Source organism: Mesorhizobium sp. M0854 (assembly GCF_040319815.1).
Taxonomy (GTDB): domain Bacteria; phylum Pseudomonadota; class Alphaproteobacteria; order Rhizobiales; family Rhizobiaceae; genus Mesorhizobium.
Genome location: NZ_JAMYOL010000007.1, coordinates 97,265 through 114,578 on the forward strand (window position 1 = coordinate 97,265; position 17,314 = coordinate 114,578).

The following is a 17,314-nucleotide window of genomic DNA, read 5'->3' on the forward strand; positions in this document are numbered from 1 at the left end:
GCCGTCTGCCTATATTGGCGGAGACGGTCTGCGCTTCCCGGCAGGAGAACATTTTCCCCGGGGCCTTAATGATCCCTAGGGAGCTGTCCCTGGGAAGACCCGTGGGTTTTCTCATACGGCGCCCACCTACTTTGTAGGTTCCCGGGATCGCTCTCTCCACCGGTTGTGTGGATCGTCACCTGTCGAAAAGGCAATGTCTGGCGGATCTTGTCGTCGCGCCGCTTTGTGCGGTGCTCTCACGAACGAAAGCTCGCCCCGCTCCTCCAAAACGTCGCTCGTAAAACTCCATCCAAATCTGACCTTTTCTAACGTCGGCGCATGACATCCCCAAAAGACCTGAAAAAAACTCTCCGCAACCAAGCCCTCGGGCGCCGCGACGCGCTCGATCCTTTCTGGCGGGTGGAGGCAGCACTCGAAATGGCCGAGACGGCGCGCGACCGGATCACGGTCGAGCCGGCCCAGATCGTCTCAGGCTTCTGGCCGATGCGCTCGGAAGTCGACGTCCGGCCGCTGATGTTTGCCTTGCGCGAAAAGGGGGCAAGGCTCTGCCTGCCGGCCATCCTCAACAAGACCACCATCGTTTTTCGCGAACTGGTGCGCGGCGCGCCGATGATCGACATGGGCTTCGGCACCGTCGGGCCGCATGAGGAAGCCGAGGTGCTCGATCCCCAAATGATGCTGGTGCCGCTTGCCGCCTTCGATGCGCGCGGCCACCGCATCGGTTACGGCGCCGGCTATTATGACCGGGCGATCGCGCGGCTGGCCGACAAGGGGCAGCAGCCGCGGCTGATCGGCATTGCCTTCGACTGCCAGGAGGTGGCCTTGGTGCCGGACGAGCCGCATGACGTGATCATTCCGGAAATACTCACCGAGAGCGGGTTGCGCCGGTTCGCGCCGAAATTGTAGATAAGTTCCTGGACGCATGGTCTTTTCCGAAAGTCATGCAGCTTTTTGCTTCGCTGACCTTCGGTTCGGGATCACGCTTATATGAGACTTCTCTTCCTCGGCGACATGGTCGGCAAGACAGGACGTACGGCGGTGTGGGAACAACTGCCCGGCCTGATCTCGGATTTCAAGCTCGACTTCGTCATCGTCAATGGCGAGAACGCCGCCGGCGGCTTCGGCATCACCGAGGAGATTTTTCGCGAGACGATCTCGGCCGGCGCCGATGTCGTCACCACCGGCAACCATGTCTGGGACCAGCGCGATGCGCTGATTTTCGCGCCGCGCGAAGAGCGCTTCCTGCGTCCGTCCAATTTCCCCAAGGGTACGCCGGGGCGCGGCTCAGGCGTCTACATCGCCAGGAACGGCGCGCGCGTGCTGGTCGCCAACATCATGGGCCGGGTGTTCATGCATCCCGAGCTCGACGATCCGTTCCAGGCCGGCGAGCGCGAACTTGCCGCTTGTCCACTTGGTGAGCAGGCCGATGCAATCGTCATTGATTTCCATGCCGAGGCGACCTCGGAAAAAATGTGTTTCGCCCACTTCGTCGACGGCCGTGCCAGCCTTGTTGTCGGCACTCACACGCATCAGCCGACCGGCGATCACCAGATCCTCAATGGCGGCACCGGTTATATTTCCGATGCCGGCATGTGCGGCGATTACGATTCCTCGCTCGGCATGGACAAGGAGGAGCCGCTCAACCGGTTCTTGTCCAAGGTGCCGAAAGGCCGCTTCGAGGCGTCGACCGGACCGGCGACATTGTGCGGCGTCGGCGTCGACATTTCCGACCGTAGCGGCCTGACCGAACGCATCGCGCCGTTTCGCCGCGGCCCGCGGCTGGAGGAAACGGCTCCATCCTTCTGGTCGTGACATTGATATGGACGCTTGCAGTACCCAATTGCCGGCGAAACTGCTCTAGATCGTAGAGGGGACGACCTCCATGCAGCTAGTCGAATTCCTGGCGCCGCATTTCGCCTTTGTCTCCGACCCGACGGCATGGGTCGCGCTGCTGACGCTGATCGTGCTGGAGGTCGTGCTCGGCATCGACAATCTGATCTTCATCTCGATCCTGACCAACAAATTGCCGGTAGCGCAGCGGGCCCGCGCCCGGCGGCTCGGCATATCCGCCGCGCTGGTGATGCGGCTGATCCTGCTGGCCACCATCTCGATCATCGTCCAACTGACGACGCCGATATTCACCGCCTTCGGCCACGGGTTTTCATGGCGCGACCTGATCCTGATCGCCGGCGGCCTGTTTCTCGTCTGGAAGGCGACCAAGGAGATCCACCACACGGTTGATCTCGATGATCACCAGGACACCATGATGGGCGAGACGCTGCAGCTTTCGCTGGCCGGCGCGATTTTCCAGATATTGCTGCTCGACCTCGTCTTCTCGATCGACTCGATCATCACCGCCGTCGGCATGACCGACGAAATCGCGATCATGTACATCGCGGTGATCGTGGCGGTGAGCGTGATGATGCTGGCGGCCGGGCCGCTGGCCGACTTTATCGCCAGGAACCCCAGCATCGTCATGCTGGCCCTCGGCTTCCTGCTGATGATCGGCACGACGCTGATCGCCGACGGCATGGGTTACCACGTGCCGAAAGGCTACATCTACGCCGCCATGGGTTTTTCGGCACTGGTCGAAGGGCTCAACATGCTGGCGCGGCGGCGGAAGAAGGCAAAAGGCGGCGGGCACTGAGGATAGCCCACCGCGGCTGACCTAATTCCCCGGCACACCCTTCGGATGGCGGTCGCCGATCAGGCCAAGCGTCAGGCCTTGCTCCAGCCACGCCTTGGCGCCGGCGAGCACCAGCGCAAAGCCATCGGTCGAGTCGATCGCCTGCTTGACCTGCTCGTCAGGGCTGCCGGCAAAGCCGAAATTGCGGACCTCGACAAAGGTCGTGGCGCCCGGCATCTCGGTAAATGTCAACACCACCGTGGTCGGCGGATCGCTCCATTGCATGACGATCTTCTTGTTATCGACGATCTCACTGACGTTGACCGTCGTCGAGACGCCATACATGCGCCATTCCCAACTGATTTCCTTGCCGCTGTCCAACCTGTCGCTGCCATAGGTGAACCAGAATTTCGTCGTGATCGCCGGATCGACGAAGGCTTCGAATACGTCGGCGACCGGCCGCCTTATCAGCATGCCGGCCTCGGCGGTCGGTGTTTCACGGATTTTCATAGCGTCCTCCTTTCCACGGCGCCGCCCTGTTCACCAGGCATCGGGTTCGCGCACGAGGTGAATGATGTTGGCCGGATTGGTGATCCAGCCGCCGCGAAAGCCTTCACCCAGTGCCTCGATGGCATCGCAGCGCACGACGCCGGCCTCGGCGAGATGCTCCGCCGCGCCTGGAAAATCATCGGTGAACAGTTCCAGCCAGATCTCGGCCTGGCTCATCATCGGCGCCTCGTCGATCCACAGTCGATTGGGACCGAGTTCGAACCCGATGGCCGGCGATTTGGCCGTGAATGGCTTCAGGCCGATGACGTCGCGATAGAAGGCGATCGTTGCCTGGTATTGATGTGGCGGGACCTTCATCGCGATGTTGATGCCGCCGGTGATCTTCGCGGTCATTCTTACTCCATTTGCTCTCAGATGTTGTTCTCGTTGGCCGGCTCGCCCTTCATCTCGCTGCGGTAATAGCCGTCGCGCAGATTGATGCCGTATTCGACATAGGCCTTCATGCAGGCCAGCATCTGCGACCAGCCCTCGCAATTGAGGTAGGATTTCTTCAGGCCGACCGCGTCCTCGTGCCAGCCGGTTTCGGCGATGGTGACGAAGGTGCCGCCATCGTCGAGCGGCTCGAAATTCATCTCGATGCGGGTCTTGTAGGCTGGCTTGCCGTCGGCGTCGGTGGCATCCCAGCGCAGCACGATGCGGCTGTCTTTCTTCACCTCGTCGACCTCGACGGGAACCTTGCCCCACCAGATGACGGTGGCGCCCGCCACCAGCAGTGCGCTGGCGCCGCCGATCGTGGTGAAGTAGCCGCTAAGTTTCTTCGGATTGATGACCGCATCGAAGACTTCGGCGACGGGTTTGCCGATGCGGCCAGAAACCCTGAATCCAAGAGACATATCCACAGCTCCTTCCTTGAATGGCTCAAGGATATGTTATAGAAATATAACATGTCAAGCCAATCGCGAGACGACAATGTTTTCAAGGCGCTGGCGCATCCGCGCCGGCGTGCGTTGCTGGACCGGCTGAAGGATGCGCCGCAGACCACCGGCATGTTGTGCGATGCCTTCCCCGACATGGACCGCTGCACGGTCATGCTGCACCTGAAGGTGCTGGAGGAGGCCGACCTGGTCGTGGCGCGGCGCGAGGGCCGCGAACGCTGGAACCATCTCAACGCGCTGCCGATCAAGCACATCCACGACCGCTGGATCAGTCAATATGCCACGCACGCGATCGGCATCCTCGACCGGCTGAAATCCGATCTTGAGGGATGAAAGGTTTGCCGAAGCCTGCCGATTTTCGGATCTTGAAAGCCTTGCGTGCCGGCAGCAATGGCGCGGCTGGACGAATTGAGCCGATTTATCTATAAGCCGGCCATTCCGACAGCGAGCGCCGTCCGTCCGTCAGGGACGCAGCAGGACGTTCTGAAATTTTGAATTCGAGCATTTTTGCAAGATGCCGGGTGGTTCACCAGGCGGCAGATGCTCTAGCCGAGAAGATGACAGGGGTGCCATGGCTGGCCATTCACAGTTCAAGAACATCATGCACCGCAAGGGCCGCCAGGATGCGGTGCGGTCGAAAATGTTTTCCAAGCTGGCGCGCGAAATCACCGTCGCCGCCAAGAGCGGCACGCCCGATCCATCGATGAACCCGCGCCTGCGCCTTGCGGTGCAGAACGCCAAGGCGGTGTCGATGCCGAAGGACAATATCCAGCGCGCCATCAACAAGGCGTCGATGGGCGATGCCGAGACCTACGAAGCCGTGCGCTACGAGGGTTACGGGCCAGGCGGCGTCGCGCTGATCGTCGAGGCGCTGACCGACAACCGCAACCGCTCGGCGTCGAATGTGCGCGCTGCCTTCACCAAGGCGGGCGGAGCGATGGGCGAGACCGGCTCGGTATCGTTCATGTGGGACCGCGTCGGCGAGATCTACTATCCGGCATCGGCCGGCAGCGCCGAGAAGGTGATGGACGCGGCGATCGAGGCCGGCGCCGACGATGTCCAGTCGGACGAGGAAGGCCACACGATCTATTGCGCCTTCGAGAATCTCGGCGAAGTGTCGAAGGCACTGGAAGGCGCGCTTGGCGAGGCTGAATCGGTGAAGCCGATCTGGAAGCCGCAGACCAATATCGCGGTCGACGAGGAGCGGGCACAATCACTGATGAAGCTGGTCGCGACGCTCGAGGACGACGACGACGTGCAGAGCGTCTACGCCAATTTCGAGGTCGACGAGGAGACCTTGGCAAAGCTCAGCGCGGCATGATCCAACACGCGCTGCCCACCGTCCGCATCACCTATTGCACCCAGTGCCAGTGGCTGCTCAGGGCCGGCTGGATGGCGCAGGAGCTGCTGTCCACCTTCGGTACCGATCTCGGCGAGGTGACGCTGGTGCCTGGTACCGGCGGCATCTTCACCATTTCCTGCAATGACACGCTGGTCTGGGACCGCCAGCGTGACGGCGGTTTTCCCGACGCCGCAAAGCTCAAGCAACTGGTTCGCGACGTCATCGATCCGGATCGCGATCTGGGCCATGCCGACCGCAAGGGCCATAAGTCAAAAGACCCTGCCTGACGGCCTTTTAGGACTTCCGTCCTGCATTCACCGCCATGCGAAGATGAAGCAGCCCAGCGCCACGATGGCGGTGATGGTGCGGACATGGTTCCACATCACCCAGTCCCTGAGATAGGTGGCCCATACCGCGGCGCCGTTGGCGCTTACCGGATCGACCGCGGCCAGGGCGTTGTTAAGCGGCACGTTGAACATCATCGTCACGATCGGGTTGCCGACGAGGTAGATCAGGGCGCCGGCGAGGAGCCAGAACGAACCCGGTTGGCTCCAGCCGATAAGAGCGCCGGCGGCAAGGACAAGACAGACCAGCCCGGTGCCGAAAAGCGCGGTCATAAATGCCGGCGTAATCACGGTGATGTTGATCGAATTCATGGCGGCGATGCCGCCTCCGGCAGGCAAGCGGGCGAGCGCCGGCATGATAAAGTTGGAGAAGGCGAAGAAAACGCCGCCGGCAACGCCTGAGCCAATGGCAGCGACGAAGGTGAGGGTGGGAAGCAGTTTCATGATCATGTCAGTTCCTCCGGTTTCGGGGTTCGAGCAATTTGATTGGCACGCCCACCAAATGTGAATAATCCTCATATTTGCAAAACGTGATAAACCCTCGTATTTTGCGAGTCAAGGCAATTTGTTGATTGTTCGTCTGGAGACAGTGATGGGAGGCTCTGCCGTATCGGATTCACAGAACGGCCAGATCGCATCGCCGCGCCGGGCGCCGAGCCAGCAGCGCAGCCGCGAGCGGGTCGAGCGCATGCTGGCCGCCGCCTCGGCGTTGATCGCCGAGCAAGGCAGCGACGCCATGCGCATGGGCGAGGTGGCCGAGAGGGCCGGCGTGTCGATCGGCTCGCTCTACCAGTTCTTCCCCGACAAGAGGGCGATCATCTGGGCGCTGGCCGAACGCTACACCGCCGAAAGCCAGGCCTGCATTGCGGCAGCGCTAGCCGAGGTCAATGACGCCGAAGGCCTGCGCCGGGCATTTTCGGAACTGGTGGATATCTACTACGGAATGTTCCTGGCGGAGCCGGTGATGCGCGACATCTGGTCGGGCACGCAGGCCGACAAGGCGCTGCGCGAACTCGAGCTTGCCGACAGCCGGGCCAACGCCGAATTCCTTACAGCCGTGCTGAAACGGCTGCGGCCATCCGCCGATCCGGAAGCGCTCGAAACGACGGCGTTTCTCATCTGGCAGATGGGCGAGGCCGCAATGCGGCTGGCGATCTCGGTCGGGCGGCAAGAAGGCGACAGGCTGGTCGCGGCCTACAAGCGGATGGCCCTGCGCGAGTTGCTCGGCGAGTAGGGCCGTATTTTCCCAACAAAAAACCCGCCACGAAGGCGGGTTTCTCGATCTGCGAAATGCCAATGCGGCTTAGAGGCCGAAGCCTTCGAAACGCTTCTTGAACTTCGACAGGCGGCCACCGCGGTCGAGCAGGGTCTGCTGGCCGCCGGTCCAGGCCGGATGGGTGGTGGGGTCGATATCGAGGTTCATCGTATCGCCTTCCTTGCCCCAGGTCGAACGGGTCATGTATTCGGTGCCGTCGGTCATGACGACCTTGATGGTGTGGTAGTCGGGATGGATATCGGTCTTCATGGGTCTGTTCCTGGCTTGCCGGGTGCTGCCGACGGGCTGAAGCCTGCGTCGATGCGCCCCTTTTTAAAACTCGAAGCCGCAGCTATTGAGGAGCCACGGCTTCTAAAACGGTCGGCGAGCCTATACATCAGCCGGAATTGAATCACAAGGCCGCGGCAAGCGCATATTGATGGCGCAAGCCTCAAAGGGCCAAAGGAAACGGTCATGGCGAACATCAGCGGCGATGCAGACGAGCGCAGGCGCTCGCTGAGGCCGCTGCAGCGCCTGTTTCCCTACATTACGCATTACCGCAAAATGGTCATCGGCGCGATCGTCTCGCTGGCCGTCGCTGCGGCGACGACGCTGGCGCTGCCGCTGGCCGTGCGGCGGATGATCGACCACGGTTTTTCCGCTTCCGATTCCAGCTTCATTGCCGAATATTTCGCCATGCTGGTGGTGATGGCCGCCGTTCTGGCGGCGGCGTCGGCCAGCCGCTACTATTTCGTCATCACGCTCGGCGAGCGCGTCGTTGCCGATATCCGCCGCGATGTCTTTGCCCACGTCACAACACTGTCGCCATCCTTTTTCGACACGGCCCAGTCGGGCGAGATCGTCTCGCGGCTCGCCGCCGACACGACACAGGTCAAATCGGCCGTCGGTGCCACCGCCTCGGTGGCTTTGCGCAACGTCATCCTCGGCCTTGGCGCCGTGGCGATGATGGTCTTCACCAGCCCAAAACTGTCCGGCTTGGTCATCGCGGCCATTCCGCTGATCGTGCTGCCGCTGGTCGCCTTCGGCCGCTCGGTGCGGCGCAAGTCACGGCTGGCGCAGGATACTCTGGCCAATGCCACCGCCTACGCCAGCGAGCAGATCGGCGCGGTGCGCACCCTGCAGGCCTTCACCAACGAGAAGCTTGTAACCAGATATTTTTCGTCCGCCGTGGAAGCAGCGTTCGAAGCGGCGCGGGCCTCGATCTTTGCCCGCTCCTTTCTGACCTTCTTTGCCATCTTCATGATCTTTTCCTCGGTCGTGGCGGTGCTGTGGTTCGGTTCGCGCGACGTGCTCGACGGCACGCTGTCGCCAGGCACGCTTGGCCAATTCCTGCTCTATTCGGTGTTCGCCGCCGGCGCGCTCGGCGCCCTGTCGGAGGTCTGGGGCGAACTGTCCCAGGCAGCGGGCGCTGCCGAACGGCTGACCGAGATCCTGGCCGAGAAACCCGCGATCCAGGCGCCCGCCGATCCGAAGCCGCTGCCGGCAAAGGCGAGAGGTGCGATCAGCTTCGACGATGTCTCCTTCTCCTATCCGGCCCGGCCCGACCGCGCCGCCGTCCATGGCCTGAGCTTTCAGGTCAAACCCGGCGAGACGGTGGCGATCGTCGGGCCCTCGGGCGCCGGCAAGAGCACCGTGTTTTCGCTGCTTCTGCGCTTCTACGATCCGGAGGCCGGCAGGATCGTCATCGACGGGGTCGATCTGCGCGAGGCCGATCCGGCGGCGATCCGCGCGCGCATCGCCATCGTGCCGCAGGACGTCACCATCTTTGCCGCAAGCGCGCGCGACAATATCGGCTTTGGCCGGCCTGGCGCCAGCCAGGCCGAGATCGAGGCGGCGGCGAAGGACGCGCTTGCCGACGAGTTCATCCTGAAACTCGAAAAGGGCTATGACAGCCAGGTCGGCGAGCGCGGCGTGACGCTGTCGGGCGGCCAGCGCCAGCGCGTGGCGATCGCCCGCGCCATTTTGCGCGATGCGCCCATCCTGCTGCTCGACGAGGCGACCTCGGCGCTAGATGCCGAAAGCGAGACGCTGGTGCAGACGGCGCTGGACCGGCTGATGAAGGGCCGCACCACGATCGTCATCGCCCATCGGCTGGCAACCGTGCTGAAGGCCGATCGCATCCTGGTCATGGATGGCGGCCGCATCGTCGAGGAAGGCACGCATCAGAGCCTGGTCGCCAAGGGCGGCATCTATGCGCGGCTGGCCAAGCTGCAGTTCGACACCGGGGCGAGTGCTTTCAGGGGCGCGGCCGAGTAGCATCGCTCCATCCCGATGAAATCGGGATAAGGCTCCATCTTCTTGTTTGACCATGATCTTTTCCGAAAACCGGCATCCACTTTTCGGGATCATGGTGCCCCGCGGCGGCCGAGATTCTTCAGCTACCGAAAGCTCGGCGTTTGCCGCGTCGATAGGCGATGAACAGGGGAACGCCGACAAGCAACGACAACAAAAGCATGCTGGCGACGGTCTGTCGCTGCTCCTTTGCCGGATCGCTGAGCTGCACATCGGCAGGCGGCTCTTCATAGGTAAAATCATACTGCCAGCGAACCTGGTCTGCGAGGTCATCGACGGTTTTCAGATAATCGGCAATCGCCTTGGCCGGTACTTCAGTCGCCAGCGTCTGAAAGTTCCATTCAACTTGCAATTCGGTGGGCGTGTTGGACCAGGATGCCTTGAGAGACAGATAGGGCGTCACGACGTTTTTCATCGACTCGCCGGAAAACCTCGCCTTGAGGTTGCGCACGGTCACCTTGTGGCGGCGGTAGAACTGGGGGCCGAGGGAGACGGGCCCGGTTCGGTCGACGATTGTCGGGGTTGGAAGAGAGTTGTTGCCGAGATCGGCCGCGCGGATCGGGAAATTCTTTGCCAGATCGTTGGCCGCCAGCGCCTTCGCCGGCAAGCGATAACTTTCCTTCACGCTCACTATGTTGCCGTCGCGCCGATCCACGATTTCCGGCTTGGCGATGGTTTGGATGCCCGGATATTGCTTGTTGTAGTATTTCAGGTAGGCGTCCGACACCTCGCTCAGCGACCTGCTGGCGAAATTGCCGCGCATCCAATCGGCATCGGCGTCCTCATATGTCGAGAAGACCGTCAGCACGAGGGGATCGCCCGGTTTCCGCGGAAAGTCGAATTCCTCGGCGATCTGGATCGATGGGCTGCTAAGCACAGGGCTCGGCATCTTCTCCAACCCGCCGCTGCTGGAAAGCGGCAGAGCGAAGCCGTAGTCCGGCTGTGCGAGATTGTGCGCCCTGCCGCCCTGAAGATAGTTCGTGGCGTCCAGCCAATATGTCTTTGCTCCGATCCTTGCCTTGACGATGGCATGGTCGAAATCGCGGAGCGCCGGCAGATGCTGGTCCAGGGCCCGTCCCTCGTCGAGATCGGCCAAGGCGACCTCGGCAGCAATGCCAAGCCGCACAAGCGACGAAACCAGCAGCAGGGCCTTGTCCTTGCAGTCACCGAACCCGCTCAGGATGACCGTCGCGGGATCACGCGGAACGTAGGAACCGGCACCCATCGACAGGCTTACATAGCGGATCTGGTCCTGCACCAGCCGCATTGCCTCGACCATCCGGTCTTCGGGCACCGGATGCCGCAGAGCGATGTCGTCGAGCTTTGCGGCAAAAGCCGGGGGAAAAACGGTCGCTGGCTTGTAATAGGGCGCAACGGCATCGACCACACTTTGCCAATTCGCGGTAGACGCGACATCGATGGAGCCCCAGCCTGGATAGGTCACGGGCAGGTTGTCCTCGACATTGACCGGTTTCGGGTTTGGAATCTCCCATAGATAGGTGGTGTCCGGTCCAGTCGGGGAGATTGAGGGCGTGAGTCGGGTTCCCCTTGTCTTGATCTGGAGCGGCTGGTCCGAAGGCCAAATGATGCTTGTGCGGATAAGCGCTACCGGCTCTTCCCATTCGGTGGAGAAATTCTTGAAGAAAAGGTCCTTGCCGACCAGCGGCGTTATCTCATAGGTCGACCCGTAGTCGACGATGTCGCCGGTGCGCACATCATCGATGTTGACATGTGCTGTCAGCCAGCCGTCGAAGACACCCTTCTCGGCGTCTCTTTCCCTGCGGAAGATGTCGAATTCGGCGCCTTCCAGCCGGTCCAGAACGGCACCATCGCGGATGATGTGAAGATGGTTGAGCGTGACCTTGTGCCGGGACGGATCGAACTGCAGATCGATACTCGCGCCACGATCCAGGCCGGGACGGTCGACGATCTTATAGACGGTGCGCGAGTACTCGACATAGCCGCCGGCGCGATGCTTGATCTGGTCGTCCGAGAGCAGCCATGAAACGCCATTCTTGATTTGATCCGATCGGGTGGGATCGGCAGCCGGAATATCAAGCTGCTTTACCCAGCTTTCTGCCGGACCCTTGAGAACCATGTCGTCGGCCATGGCCGGAGAACTCAGGCCGATCAATAAGATGAAAAATACCAAGCGGGGCCAGAAAGACTTCATCCTATGAAAACTGTAACGGACAGACATCTACGCTCGCCCAACTTGGAAGAACTCCTTTTTCAGAGGCTTTCCCACCAAAGTAAAGGCCAGTTTCGCGGATTTCTGCAGTCACCGCGGCAAGAACCTGGAATAGACGAAGCGGCTCAGTTCCCGTACCGCTTCTTCAGGTGATCGGTGAAATGCACGGCATTGAGCTTTTCGCCGGTAGCGCGTTCGAGCAGTTCCGGTGTCGACCAGCGCGAGCCTTGCGACCAGATCCTTTTGCGGCGCCAGTCGTTGATCGCGGCAAAATCTCCGTTGGCGAGGTCTTCGTCGGCTGAAGGATGATCCCTGGTCAGCGCCGCCCATTGCTGCGCCGCCATCATGGCGCCCAGCGTGTAGGAGGGGAAATAGCCGAAGGCGGCACCCGGCCAGTGGACGTCCTGCATCGGACCGTCAGCCGGATTGTCTGATGTCGACAGGCCGAGATAATCGCACATCTTGGCATCCCAGGCTTCGGGCAGGTCGGCTGCTTCCAGCCGTCCCGAGACAAGCTCCTGCTCCAGCTCGTAGCGCAGGATGACGTGCAGCGGATAGGTGACCTCGTCGGCATCGACGCGGATCAGGCCGCGCTCGACCCGGTGCACATGCGGCAGGATGTCGTCGATCGTCCAGCGCTCGCCGAGGTGTCTTTCGACCACCGGCAGCGCCCAGCGCCAGAATTCTGGATTGCGGCCGATCTGCTTTTCGACGAACAGGCTCTGGCTTTCATGCACCGCCATGCCGCGCGCTCTGCCCAGAGGCCAGTGCGCCCACGCCTTCGGCAGGTTCTGCTCGTACAGCGCATGGCCGGTCTCGTGCAGCACGCCCATCAGCGCCGACAGGAAATCCGAGGTCTTGTAGCGGGTGGTGATGCGCACGTCGCTCGGCACGCCGCCGCAGAAGGGATGGTGCGAAACCGACAGCGAGCCGTGGGTGAGGTCGAAGCCGACTGCCGCCATCATGGCGAGGCCGAGCTCGCGCTGCTTGTCCAAGGGGTAGCTGCCGGAAAGCGGCTTCAGCGGATGTTTCGCCAGCCGCTCTTCCTGCACGGCCAGTGCCTCCGGCACGAAGCCTTTCAGGAAGGTCTTCAACTCGACAAACACAGGCGTGATGTCGGCGGCGCGATTGCCCGGATCATATTGCTCCATCAGCGCGTCGTAAGGCTCGAGCCCGAGCACCTCGGCGCGAAGGGCCGCCTCCTCGCGGACCAGCGCCACGACGCCTTCCAGCGCCGGCAGGAAGCCGGCCCAGTCGTTCTTGGCGCGCAGGTCGCGCCACAGCTGCTCGGAGCGCATGCGCGCGGTCGTCTGGCGCTCGACGAACTCGACCGGCAGGCAGGTCAGGTTGGTATATTGCCGGCGGAATTCCCTGACCGCGGCCTGCTGCTCTTCGTTCAGCGCCTCCTGCTCGGCCGCCGCGATCCAGTCGGCAATCTCCGGCGCAGTCGCCCGGGCATGGTGCATGCCGGCAAGCACCGACATTGCCTCTGCGCGCTTCTCGCCGCCGCCGACCGCCATATGGGTCGCCTCGTCGGCGCCGAGGATGGCGAGGGCGTGTTCCAGTGCTTCGAGCTTGTGGCCGAGGTCGTCGAGTTTTTGAAAGGACATTGTGGGTTCCGCTGATTTGACGGCGGGAAAAGATACCAATGCAAAACTGTTGGCAACCCCTGAAGACCGTCCGCGACCGATGCATCGACTGCCGGCCGCAACGGTCGAAAGGCACCTCGCGGAAGCGGTGGCGTGCGTGATCAATGTCGTCCGGCGGCGGCAGACCGCGATGGGGGAGACGAAACGTGATCGCCAATGTGCTGGTCGGGCTGGTGGCCGTGATCCACCTCTGCATCGCCTATCTGGAGATGGTGCTGTGGGACACGCCGCGCGGCCATATGGTATTCAGGCTGACGCCGGAATTCGCCAGTGCCTCGAAAGTCCTCGCGGCCAATCAGGGCTTTACGACGGCTTTCTCGCAGCCGGCCTGACCTGGGGCTTTACCTCGGCGAAGCCGGTTTTCAGTAGTCTTCTTCTTGCTCTGCGTCGCCGTCGCCGGCCTTTACGGCGGCAACGGCGGGCGCAAAATCCCTGTTCATCGAGACAGTGCCGGCAGTACTGGCGCTGATTGCGCTGGCGTTGGACTAGCGCATGATCCCTGAACCGAAAGCTGGAAAAGGATCATGGGCAAAATCAATTGCCACAGCGCCCGGCACTGCGGCCGATTTCAGCCGCCTGGATAAGTTGGGCCATAGCCGTTGGGATAGTATCCGCCATCGGCGCCGTTGCCGATGAGGAAGGCACTGCCGGTGTCAGCGCGCAGCTTTTGGCTGATATCGTCGAGCTGCGCCATCAACTGCTGATATTGCGTGCTCGGCATCGTTCCACGGCGAGCGGCCCTCTGGGCGGCCCGATCGAGTTGAGCGACCTGCGTGCGCAAGTCACGTGCCTCGCCCGGCTCGAGCTTGTTCGCCCGGATGGCGCCCTGGATACCCGTCTCCACGCTCTGGATCTGATTGATCAAGGCCGTCTCACGCGGGCCGGCGTAAGCGCCAGCAAATGGAACGGCGAGGAAAAGTGTGGCGAGCGTAGCAGTCCTGAGATTCCTGGGAGCGAAGAAGCGCATGGTTGCGTCTCCTTTACTGGGGAAGGCGGTGGTTGGGAGGGTCCTGCCTTCCGGCCGCGGGCCGTCAGGTTCCGTCGCGTCGCGATGAGCGGTTCCACCGCCGGCGGTTCTCGGCCCATGACCAAGGCTAAAGGCCACGGCGGCAAAGTGTAATTAAAAAATGGTAATTTTTTCAGCTCTTGCCGCTGCCGCACCAGTGCCCTAAATGCCGCCGACTTGAGCCGGCTCGAGCCGGCCCGACCTGGCGCATGATACAAGCCAAAGGCTTGCAGATCACCGCTCGGTCAGCTTCAACTCGATGCGGCGGTTCTTGTTGCGCGCCTCTTCGGTATCGGCGGGGTCGAGCGGCTGGAATTCGCCGAAGCCGGCCGCGACCAGCCGGTTGGCCGGCACGCCGTTCTCGATCAGGAACTTGACCACCGATGTCGAGCGCGCCGTCGACAATTCCCAATTGTCGCGGTAGCGGCCGGTGCCGGAGAGCGGCTTGTTGTCGGTGTGGCCGTCGACGCGCAGCACCCAGCTGATCTCCGGCGGGATTTCCTTTTGCAATTCGATGATGGCATCGGCAAGCTTCTTCATCTCGAGCTTGCCGGCATCGTTGATCACCTCGGAGCCGGTCGGGAAAAGCACTTCCGACTGGAAGACGAAGCGGTCGCCGACGATGCGGATGTTCTCGCGGTCGGCAAGAATTTCACGCAAGCGGCCGAAGAAATCGGAGCGGTAGCGGTTTAGCTCCTGCACGCGTTGCGCCAGTGCGACGTTGAGGCGGCGGCCGAGATCGGCGATCTTGGTGTTGGATTCGCGGTCGCGCGTTTCGGACACGTCGAGCGCTTGTTCGAGCGCTGCGATCTGCCTGCGCAGCGCCGAAATCTGCTGGTTGAGGATCTCGACCTGGCTCAGCGCCTGCTGGCTGATCTGGCGCTGGCTGTCGAGTTCGCCGGAAAGTGCCGTCGCGCGCTGGTTGGCGGCATCGCCGGCACCAGCGCCTTGCGCCAGCAATTGCTCGAGCCGGCTCTTTTCCGCCTCCGATGCGGACAGCGATGCCTGCAAATTGGCAAGGGTGTCCTCCTTGTCCTGCGTCGTCGAGCGTTCCAGCGCCAGAAGCTGGGTCAACTCGTTGATCTGCGAATTGAGGCGGTTGAGCACCGTGTCCTTGCCGGAGATCTCGCGGCCGAGCAGGAACTGCGCCAGCACGAAAACCGTCAGCAGGAACATGATCGCCAACAGCAGCGTCGACAGCGCATCGACGAAGCCCGGCCAGTAATCGATGCGGCGGTCGGAGCGCCGGCCTCGTGCCAACGCCACGTCAATGCACTCCAGGCTTCTTCAAGGCGTCGGCGATCTTCTCCAGGGTGTTGCGCATCGCCTTCTGCTCGTCCGACTGGGCCTCGACCCAGTCGCGCATGATCTGCTGTTCCGAGCGCATGTTCTTGACCAGGCCGGAAATGCCGTCGGCGAGATTGGCCATGGCGGTGGCGACGCGCGGATTGGAGCCGCCGCCATTCTCCTGCAGAGTGCGCAGCTTTTCCGACAACAGCCGGATTTCCTCGGAGGGTTCGGTCTTGGCCGTGTCGGCAACGACGATGTCGGAGGACAGGTCGGTGACCGAGGACAGCCAGTTTTCGAGTTCGGTATAGAAGCGCGTCTGGGCGCGGCCGGCCTGCAGGTCGAGGAAGCCGAGCACCAGCGAGCCGGAGAGGCCGAACAGAGAGGACGAGAAGGCGGTGCCCATGCCGGCCAACGGAGCGGAAAGCCCCTGCTTCAGGGATTCGAGCACGGCCGCGGCATCGCCGGTGCCGGGATCGAGCGACTCGATGGTTTCGCGGATCGAGCCGATCGTGTTGAGCAGGCCCCAGAAGGTGCCGAGCAGGCCGAGGAACACCAGCAGTCCGACAAGATAGCGCGACGTGTCGCGGCTTTCGTCGAGCCGGGTGGCGATCGAATCCAGCATGGTGCGCATCGAACTGGTCGAGAAGGCAATCGTCGAGGAGCGGCCGATCATCGCCTTCATCGGCGCCAGCAGCACCGGTTCGGTGGTTTCGGAGCCGGCGCGGAACGAGTTGACCCAGCGCACCTCGCGGAACAGCCGGCCGACCTGGACGAAGGCCAGCAGGATGCCGACCGCCAGCACGCCGATGATCAGGCCGTTGAGGCCGGGATTGGTGACGAAGGCGGTCGAGATCTGGCGCGTCAGGATGGCGGCGATAAAGGCCACGATGAACAGAAAGATCACCATGGTCAGCAGAAACACCTGCGGGCTCGACAATTTGTGCGGATCGTAGATCAGAACGTCGGAGCGCCTGCCCATGCCGAAGGATCTGAGAAGAGTCATCCGTGCCCCGTTTCCGATGCCGTCGCCGCCGATCAATTTGTGTTTGCGACTCTAAACGGAATTGTGACGAAATTGAATGGCGCTTGGCAATATTGCCACTGTCCGCGACCGGAGGTCAAAGCCGGTTGATGACCAGGCAGTCGACCATGGCGGCCAGATGCAGGCCGGCGCCGGTGACGACAAAGCCATGCCACAGCGCATTGTGGAAGCGCAGGCCCTTCCAGGCGAAGAAGATCACGCCACAGGAGTAGACGATGCCGCCGGCAACGATGAGCGCGATCGATGTCGCCGGCAGCGTCCGCACGAGCGGCTCCACCAGAACGATACCGCTCCAGCCGATGGCTAGGTAGAAGACGATCGCCAGCCGGTCGAAACGGCCGGGAAGAAAGACCTTGATGGCGATGCCGACCGCCGCGGCGGTCCAGACCAGGACGATCATGGAAACGGCCAGCGGCGAGCCGCCGAGCTGGGCCAGGAAAGGCGTGTAGGTGGCAGCGATCAGCAGATAGATCGCGGCATGATCGAAGCGCCGCAATATCCATTTCGCCGGCGACGAGACCGGCCAGACATTATAGGCCAGCGAAACCGACAGCACGGTGAGCAGCGAGACTACATAGAAGGCGGCGGCGACGTATTCGCCGGGGCCGGTTCGATAGGCGGCCAGTGCCAGCAGCGTCGAGCCGGCAGCGATCGCTAGCACGATGCCCACGGCGTGGACAATGCCGTCGGCGATGATCTCGGCGCGCGAGTAATGCCAGCGCCCCATAAAGGGAATGTCGAGCTGGGAGAGTTCGCTCTGGGGTTGGGGCCGGCTGTTCGTCATCGATGATCCTGCGCCACCTTATCTGGG

Annotated in this window: 19 protein-coding genes, 1 other RNA gene and 1 pseudogene; 10 read left to right on the forward strand and 11 right to left on the reverse strand. The window is 62.3% G+C overall.

Annotated elements, in window-relative coordinates:
* The first annotated feature begins 22 nt into the window (after positions 1 to 22).
* From ssrS to NKH99_RS13945, 4 genes are all read left to right on the forward strand, one after another.
* A non-coding RNA gene (ssrS, locus tag NKH99_RS13930) (6S RNA) lies at positions 23 to 178 on the forward strand.
* Between the two features lie 140 nt (positions 179 to 318).
* On the forward strand, positions 319 to 906 hold the full coding sequence (locus NKH99_RS13935) for a 5-formyltetrahydrofolate cyclo-ligase (protein ID WP_352450855.1): 588 nt from the start codon (positions 319 to 321) through the stop codon (positions 904 to 906).
* Positions 907 to 987: 81 nt separating this feature from the next.
* Positions 988 to 1,812 (forward strand): TIGR00282 family metallophosphoesterase, encoded by an 825-nt coding sequence (locus NKH99_RS13940; protein ID WP_023678036.1) that lies wholly within the window; start codon positions 988 to 990, stop codon positions 1,810 to 1,812.
* Positions 1,813 to 1,882: 70 nt separating this feature from the next.
* A complete protein-coding gene (locus NKH99_RS13945) occupies positions 1,883 to 2,647 on the forward strand; it encodes a TerC family protein (RefSeq protein ID WP_353014408.1) in 765 nt (254 codons plus the stop codon).
* A gap of 21 nt (positions 2,648 to 2,668) precedes the next feature.
* On the opposite strand, the gene NKH99_RS13950 is transcribed toward NKH99_RS13945, so the two are convergent.
* From NKH99_RS13950 to NKH99_RS13960, 3 genes are read right to left on the reverse strand one after another with little or no spacing between them, the layout of a single operon-like run.
* Entirely contained in the window at positions 2,669 to 3,136 is a 468-nt protein-coding gene (locus NKH99_RS13950; protein WP_353014409.1) for an SRPBCC family protein, read from the reverse strand.
* A 30-nt stretch (positions 3,137 to 3,166) separates the two neighbouring features.
* A complete protein-coding gene (locus NKH99_RS13955; protein ID WP_352540322.1) occupies positions 3,167 to 3,529 on the reverse strand; it encodes a VOC family protein in 363 nt (120 codons plus the stop codon).
* A gap of 17 nt (positions 3,530 to 3,546) precedes the next feature.
* Positions 3,547 to 4,029: an SRPBCC domain-containing protein gene (locus NKH99_RS13960; RefSeq protein WP_353014410.1), complete on the reverse strand. Its 483-nt coding sequence runs from the start codon at positions 4,027 to 4,029 to the stop codon at positions 3,547 to 3,549.
* A gap of 51 nt (positions 4,030 to 4,080) precedes the next feature.
* Here NKH99_RS13960 and NKH99_RS13965 point away from each other — a divergent pair, with 51 nt between their 5' ends.
* The 3 genes from NKH99_RS13965 (at position 4,081) to NKH99_RS13975 (ending at position 5,700) form a co-directional block, all read left to right on the forward strand.
* Positions 4,081 to 4,404, forward strand: a complete 324-nt coding sequence (locus tag NKH99_RS13965) for an ArsR/SmtB family transcription factor (RefSeq protein WP_352471223.1) — start codon at positions 4,081 to 4,083, stop codon at positions 4,402 to 4,404.
* Positions 4,405 to 4,642: 238 nt separating this feature from the next.
* On the forward strand, positions 4,643 to 5,392 hold the full coding sequence (locus NKH99_RS13970; RefSeq protein WP_023678028.1) for a YebC/PmpR family DNA-binding transcriptional regulator: 750 nt from the start codon (positions 4,643 to 4,645) through the stop codon (positions 5,390 to 5,392).
* Positions 5,389 to 5,700: an Rdx family protein gene (locus NKH99_RS13975; RefSeq protein ID WP_352613350.1), complete on the forward strand. Its 312-nt coding sequence runs from the start codon at positions 5,389 to 5,391 to the stop codon at positions 5,698 to 5,700. Before NKH99_RS13970 ends, NKH99_RS13975 begins: the two co-directional genes overlap by 4 nt.
* A gap of 27 nt (positions 5,701 to 5,727) precedes the next feature.
* Here the strand turns inward: NKH99_RS13975 and NKH99_RS13980 are convergent, their stop codons facing one another.
* Positions 5,728 to 6,207, reverse strand: coding sequence for an anthrone oxygenase family protein (locus NKH99_RS13980; protein WP_353014411.1), 480 nt, complete (start codon positions 6,205 to 6,207; stop codon positions 5,728 to 5,730).
* A gap of 142 nt (positions 6,208 to 6,349) precedes the next feature.
* On the opposite strand from NKH99_RS13980, the gene NKH99_RS13985 reads away from it, so the two are divergent.
* Positions 6,350 to 6,991, forward strand: coding sequence for a TetR/AcrR family transcriptional regulator (locus NKH99_RS13985; protein WP_352540318.1), 642 nt, complete (start codon positions 6,350 to 6,352; stop codon positions 6,989 to 6,991).
* Between the two features lie 69 nt (positions 6,992 to 7,060).
* On the opposite strand, the gene rpmE is transcribed toward NKH99_RS13985, so the two are convergent.
* A complete protein-coding gene (gene rpmE / locus NKH99_RS13990) occupies positions 7,061 to 7,282 on the reverse strand; it encodes a 50S ribosomal protein L31 (RefSeq protein ID WP_006327661.1) in 222 nt (73 codons plus the stop codon).
* A gap of 204 nt (positions 7,283 to 7,486) precedes the next feature.
* Here rpmE and NKH99_RS13995 point away from each other — a divergent pair, with 204 nt between their 5' ends.
* Positions 7,487 to 9,289 (forward strand): ABC transporter transmembrane domain-containing protein, encoded by a 1,803-nt coding sequence (locus NKH99_RS13995; protein ID WP_353014412.1) that lies wholly within the window; start codon positions 7,487 to 7,489, stop codon positions 9,287 to 9,289.
* 118 nt (positions 9,290 to 9,407) lie between these two features.
* Here the strand turns inward: NKH99_RS13995 and NKH99_RS14000 are convergent, their stop codons facing one another.
* Complete coding sequence (locus NKH99_RS14000; protein WP_353014413.1) at positions 9,408 to 11,435, reverse strand: DUF3857 domain-containing protein; 2,028 nt, start codon at positions 11,433 to 11,435, stop codon at positions 9,408 to 9,410.
* Between the two features lie 206 nt (positions 11,436 to 11,641).
* Positions 11,642 to 13,126 carry a carboxypeptidase M32 gene (locus NKH99_RS14005; protein WP_352540315.1) on the reverse strand — a complete coding sequence of 495 codons (1,485 nt, stop codon included), beginning with the start codon at positions 13,124 to 13,126 and terminating at the stop codon, positions 11,642 to 11,644.
* Positions 13,127 to 13,311: 185 nt separating this feature from the next.
* Here NKH99_RS14005 and NKH99_RS14010 point away from each other — a divergent pair.
* A pseudogene (locus NKH99_RS14010) lies at positions 13,312 to 13,654 on the forward strand (DUF1304 domain-containing protein).
* Between the two features lie 79 nt (positions 13,655 to 13,733).
* Here the strand turns inward: NKH99_RS14010 and NKH99_RS14015 are convergent.
* The 4 genes from NKH99_RS14015 to trhA all read right to left on the reverse strand — a co-directional run bounded on the left by NKH99_RS14015 (position 13,734) and on the right by trhA (position 17,287).
* Positions 13,734 to 14,132, reverse strand: coding sequence for a hypothetical protein (locus NKH99_RS14015; protein WP_352540314.1), 399 nt, complete (start codon positions 14,130 to 14,132; stop codon positions 13,734 to 13,736).
* Between the two features lie 273 nt (positions 14,133 to 14,405).
* Entirely contained in the window at positions 14,406 to 15,437 is a 1,032-nt protein-coding gene (locus NKH99_RS14020) for a peptidoglycan -binding protein (RefSeq protein ID WP_352471213.1), read from the reverse strand.
* Between the two features lies 1 nt (position 15,438).
* The gene (locus tag NKH99_RS14025; protein WP_352471212.1) at positions 15,439 to 16,464 is read right to left on the reverse strand and encodes a MotA/TolQ/ExbB proton channel family protein; all 1,026 of its coding nucleotides are present in this window, start codon (positions 16,462 to 16,464) and stop codon (positions 15,439 to 15,441) included.
* Positions 16,465 to 16,579: 115 nt separating this feature from the next.
* Positions 16,580 to 17,287 carry a PAQR family membrane homeostasis protein TrhA gene (trhA, locus tag NKH99_RS14030; RefSeq protein WP_023678018.1) on the reverse strand — a complete coding sequence of 236 codons (708 nt, stop codon included), beginning with the start codon at positions 17,285 to 17,287 and terminating at the stop codon, positions 16,580 to 16,582.
* Between the last annotated feature and the right edge of the window lie 27 nt (positions 17,288 to 17,314).

Coding starts and splice junctions, on each gene's coding strand:
- NKH99_RS13935 (WP_352450855.1), top strand. CDS start 319: ATGACATCCCCAAAAGACCTGAAAAAAACTCTCCGCAACCAAGCCCTC.
- NKH99_RS13940 (WP_023678036.1), top strand. CDS start 988: ATGAGACTTCTCTTCCTCGGCGACATGGTCGGCAAGACAGGACGTACG.
- NKH99_RS13945 (WP_353014408.1), top strand. CDS start 1,883: ATGCAGCTAGTCGAATTCCTGGCGCCGCATTTCGCCTTTGTCTCCGAC.
- NKH99_RS13950 (WP_353014409.1), bottom strand. CDS start 3,136: ATGAAAATCCGTGAAACACCGACCGCCGAGGCCGGCATGCTGATAAGG.
- NKH99_RS13955 (WP_352540322.1), bottom strand. CDS start 3,529: ATGACCGCGAAGATCACCGGCGGCATCAACATCGCGATGAAGGTCCCG.
- NKH99_RS13960 (WP_353014410.1), bottom strand. CDS start 4,029: ATGTCTCTTGGATTCAGGGTTTCTGGCCGCATCGGCAAACCCGTCGCC.
- NKH99_RS13965 (WP_352471223.1), top strand. CDS start 4,081: ATGTCAAGCCAATCGCGAGACGACAATGTTTTCAAGGCGCTGGCGCAT.
- NKH99_RS13970 (WP_023678028.1), top strand. CDS start 4,643: ATGGCTGGCCATTCACAGTTCAAGAACATCATGCACCGCAAGGGCCGC.
- NKH99_RS13975 (WP_352613350.1), top strand. CDS start 5,389: ATGATCCAACACGCGCTGCCCACCGTCCGCATCACCTATTGCACCCAG.
- NKH99_RS13980 (WP_353014411.1), bottom strand. CDS start 6,207: ATGATCATGAAACTGCTTCCCACCCTCACCTTCGTCGCTGCCATTGGC.
- NKH99_RS13985 (WP_352540318.1), top strand. CDS start 6,350: ATGGGAGGCTCTGCCGTATCGGATTCACAGAACGGCCAGATCGCATCG.
- rpmE (WP_006327661.1), bottom strand. CDS start 7,282: ATGAAGACCGATATCCATCCCGACTACCACACCATCAAGGTCGTCATG.
- NKH99_RS13995 (WP_353014412.1), top strand. CDS start 7,487: ATGGCGAACATCAGCGGCGATGCAGACGAGCGCAGGCGCTCGCTGAGG.
- NKH99_RS14000 (WP_353014413.1), bottom strand. CDS start 11,435: ATGGCCGACGACATGGTTCTCAAGGGTCCGGCAGAAAGCTGGGTAAAG.
- NKH99_RS14005 (WP_352540315.1), bottom strand. CDS start 13,126: ATGTCCTTTCAAAAACTCGACGACCTCGGCCACAAGCTCGAAGCACTG.
- NKH99_RS14015 (WP_352540314.1), bottom strand. CDS start 14,132: ATGCGCTTCTTCGCTCCCAGGAATCTCAGGACTGCTACGCTCGCCACA.
- NKH99_RS14025 (WP_352471212.1), bottom strand. CDS start 16,464: ATGACTCTTCTCAGATCCTTCGGCATGGGCAGGCGCTCCGACGTTCTG.
- trhA (WP_023678018.1), bottom strand. CDS start 17,287: ATGACGAACAGCCGGCCCCAACCCCAGAGCGAACTCTCCCAGCTCGAC.